Below are 3,805 nucleotides of genomic sequence, written 5' to 3' on the forward strand. Positions count from 1 at the left end.
CGGAAGGAAAAGCATGATCCCGAAAAGTTGCTCGACTTTTCGGATCAGATCATGCGGAAGGAAAAGCATGATCCCGAAAAGTTGCTCGACTTTTCGGATCAGATCATGCGGAAGGAAATGAACTGATTATGCTGAACATCAGGCTCTGGCCGATCCTGGCCACCTCATTGCTTCTGACCGGTTGCGGCTCGGCATCGAAGCTCCTGGAAAACGTCACCGGCGAGAAGGACACGGTGCTGCCCGGCAAGCGCGAAAGCGTGCTGTCGCCCGGCGATACCTCGCTTCCGCAGGAGACCTCGAGCGAACCCATCATCATCCCGACGGCCGAGACCAATGCAAGCTGGGCCCAGCCTGGCGGCCAGGCCACCAATTCCTTCGGCAATCTCTCGGCCGGCGCCACGCTGACTCGTGCCTGGTCGGCCAGCGCCGGTGAAGGCTCATCGAGCGAAGGCCGCATCGTCGCCAGTCCGATCATTGTCGGCGGCGTCGCCTATGTGCTCGACTCGCGCAACAATGTGACGGCGATCCGTACCTCGGGCGGCGGCCGGGCCTGGCGCGTCTCGCTCATCCCGGAAGGCAAGAGCACCCGCGCTTTTGGCGGCGGCCTCGCTTCCGATGGCCAGCGCATCTATGCCACATCCGTTTTCGGCGAGGCTTTGGCGCTCGATGCGTCGACCGGCGCCGTACTGTGGCGCAAGAAGCTCGGTGCTCCGGTGCGCGCAGCACCTACTGTCGCCAATGGCGCCATCTATTTCACCGGATCGAGCAACGAGGTATTTGCGTTGCGCGCCACTGATGGTGGCGAGCTGTGGAAATATCAGGGCACTGGCGGGCGGGCGACCGTCGCCTCGAGCCCGAGCCCGGCCGTGGCCCAGGGCTTTGTCGTGATCCCGACAACGGTGGGCGAGATCATTTCCTTCAATGCGAGCGATGGTCTCGAGGCCTGGAGCGACGCGCTCACCTCGAGCGATCCGACCGCGACCGCCACCAATATCGGCAGCGTCGCCGGCCGGCCAGTGATCGAGAGCGGCCAGGTCTTTGCGATCTCCAATGCCGGGCGCATGGCCGCCTTTTCGCTCAGCAACGGCGAGCGTCAATGGACGCGCGACATTTCCGGCTCGCAGACGCCCTGGGTCGCGGGAGACCATGTCTTCGTCATCGTCAATGGCAAGAACTTGATGGCGCTGTCGCGCCGCACCGGTGCGGTACGATGGAGCAAGGAACTGCCGGCCAAGGTCTGGGCCGGTCCCGTCCTGGGCGGCGGCCGTCTGCTCGCGGTAAGCTCCGATGGCCAGCTGGCCAGCATCTCGGCGCAGACCGGCGAGATCCTCAACACGACAAAGGTCGGCGAGGCCTTCTATATCGCGCCCGTCATCGCCAATGGCACGGTCTATCTTCTCTCGGACGATGCCGAGCTGATCGCTTTGCGCTAACGCGGCGCATCGGTTACAAGATGCCCCGTTCTTTTCTTCCGCCACCCCGGCGCAAGCCGGGGCCCACTAAATTCTATCCGCGCTGGCAGTGTTTCCCAGATTGCTCTTATTCTGGGGATCCCGGCTTTCGCCGGGATGACGAACCGGGATTTGCGAGCCGAACATGACCGCCAAAGTCGCCATTCTCGGCCGGCCCAATGTCGGCAAGTCGACGCTGTTCAACCGGCTGGTCGGCCGCAAGCTGGCGCTGGTCGATGACCAGCCCGGCGTCACCCGCGACCGGCGCGAGGGCGATGGCCGGCTCGCCGACCTGACGTTCCGGATATTCGACACGGCCGGCCTCGATGATGCGCCGCGCGGCAGCCTCGAGGACCGCATGAGCGCCCAGTCGGAAACGGCGATCGCCGATGCCGATGTCTGCCTGTTCGTCATCGATGCGCGCGCCGGCGTGACCCCGGTCGACCGGGAATTTGCTTCGAGGTTGCGGCGCCACGGCAAGCCGGTCATCGTGCTCGCCAACAAGTCGGAAGGCAAAGCGGGCGAGGCGGGGGCGCTCGAGGCCTTCTCGCTGGGGCTGGGCGATCCCATCGCCATTTCTGCCGAGCATGGCGAGGGCATGGACGGCCTCTATGACGCGCTTCTGCCCTTTGTGAAGGGCGAGGACAAGCCGGAAGGCGATGAAGAAGACGAAGAAGAGATTGCGAACCGGCCGCTGAAGCTCGCCATCATCGGCCAGCCCAATGCCGGCAAATCGACCCTCATCAATGCGCTTCTGGGGACGGATCGGGTGTTGACGGGGCCTGAGGCGGGCATCACCCGCGATGCCATAGCCATCGACTGGTCGTGGCGCGGCAAGCCCGTCACCTTGTGGGATACGGCCGGGATCAGGCGCAAATCACGCGTCACCGGCAAGGTGGAGAAGCTCGCCGTCGCCGACGGCCTGCGCGCCATCCGTTTCGCCGACGCGGTGGTGGTGCTGATCGACGCCGGAATTGAGATCGAGCGCCAGGACCTCACCCTTGCCGATCTGGCTGCCCAGGAGGGCAGGGCCGTCGTCATTGCGCTGTCGAAATGGGACCTGGTCGAGGACAAGCAGAAGCGCCTCAAGGATATCAAGGATGATATGGCCGATATCCTGCCCGAGATCCGCGGCGTCACCATCGTTCCGATCTCGGCGCATCACGAGAAGGGGCTCGATCGCCTCATGGAAGCGGTCTTCGTGGCGGTCGAGAAATGGAACAGCCGCATCTCGACCGGCCAGCTCAACCGCTGGCTCGAGACCATGCTGGAGCGCAATCCGCCGCCCGCTCCCTCGGGCCGCCGCATCAAGATCAGATATGTGACGCAGGTCAATGCCCGCCCGCCCACCTTTTCGCTGTTCGGCAACCAGCTCGAACATCTGCCGGAAAGCTATGTGCGCTATCTGATGAACGGGATAAGAGAGACCTTCGAGCTCTGGGGCACGCCCCTGCGTTTCAACCGGCGCGGCGGCCGCAATCCTTTCGACAAGGGCAGGAAATGACAAAGAACCCGACCACCGTCGTCTTCGATATCGGCAATGTCCTCGTCGCCTGGGATCCGCGCAATCTCTATCGCCGCTTCTTCGAAGGCGAGGAAGAGCGCATGGAGTGGTTCCTCACCAATATCTGCACGCCGGCCTGGAATATCGAGCAGGACAGGGGACGCAGCTTCGCCGATGCGGTCGAGATCCTGGTCAGGGAGCATCCCCCCGAATGGCATCCGATGATCCGCGCCTTCGACGAGCACTGGCATGAGACGATCTCAGGTCCTATCGCGGGCAGCGTCGATATCCTGAAGGCCCTCAAGCACAACAGGGTCCCGGTCTATGCCATCACCAACTGGAACCAGGACAAGTTCCGCGAGGCGCTGCAACGCTTCGACTTCCTGAACATATTCGAGGGCATCGTCGTCTCGGGCGACGAGCGCCTGCTGAAGCCCGGCCGCGAGATATTCGATCTCTTCTTCACGCGTTATGGCGTGACCCCCGAGACGGCGGTATTCATCGACGACAGCCTCCGCAATGTCGAAGGCGCCCGCGCCGCCGGCATGCAGGCGATCCATTTTACGTCCCCTGAGGCACTGGGCCGCGATCTGCGGGCGATGGGATTTTCAGTCTGAGGCGCCATATCGCCAAGGGTTAATGCAGGCGACGCCGAGCGGCTCGAAATGGGCGACATTTCGTGTGACCACATGCAGATTTCTATCGATTGCTGTTGCCGCGATCATCGCATCTAGTCGTCCGTGAAGAACTTCCAAGCCATTGATTGGGATTCGATTTTCGGAAGAAGGCCGGCATTGAGTTTGCATGCTTTGGGGGGTTGAGGCCTCAAAAGCTTGCAATTTCGTTTTTG

At 62.8% G+C, this 3,805-nt stretch carries 3 protein-coding genes and 1 pseudogene; 3 read left to right on the top strand and 1 reads right to left on the bottom strand.

Annotated elements, in window-relative coordinates:
• Nucleotides 1-128: 128 nt before the first annotated feature.
• The 3 genes from DT068_RS27815 to DT068_RS27825 all read left to right on the top strand — a co-directional run bounded on the left by DT068_RS27815 (nucleotide 129) and on the right by DT068_RS27825 (nucleotide 3,572).
• Nucleotides 129-1,433, top strand: a complete 1,305-nt coding sequence (locus DT068_RS27815) for a PQQ-like beta-propeller repeat protein (RefSeq protein ID WP_119393173.1) — start codon at nucleotides 129-131, stop codon at nucleotides 1,431-1,433.
• Between the two features lie 163 nt (nucleotides 1,434-1,596).
• Complete coding sequence (gene der, locus DT068_RS27820; RefSeq protein WP_119393174.1) at nucleotides 1,597-2,955, top strand: ribosome biogenesis GTPase Der; 1,359 nt, start codon at nucleotides 1,597-1,599, stop codon at nucleotides 2,953-2,955.
• Nucleotides 2,952-3,572 carry an HAD family hydrolase gene (locus DT068_RS27825; RefSeq protein ID WP_119393175.1) on the top strand — a complete coding sequence of 207 codons (621 nt, stop codon included), beginning with the start codon at nucleotides 2,952-2,954 and terminating at the stop codon, nucleotides 3,570-3,572. Before der ends, DT068_RS27825 begins: the two co-directional genes overlap by 4 nt.
• Here DT068_RS27825 and DT068_RS28475 read toward each other — a convergent pair.
• Nucleotides 3,564-3,805, bottom strand: a pseudogene (locus DT068_RS28475) (hypothetical protein); the annotation flags it as partial. The gene DT068_RS27825 and the pseudogene DT068_RS28475 sit on opposite strands and share 9 nt — an antisense overlap.

The sequence above is a fragment of the Taklimakanibacter lacteus genome (genome assembly GCA_003576695.1).
Lineage (GTDB): Bacteria > Pseudomonadota > Alphaproteobacteria > Rhizobiales > Aestuariivirgaceae > Taklimakanibacter > Taklimakanibacter lacteus.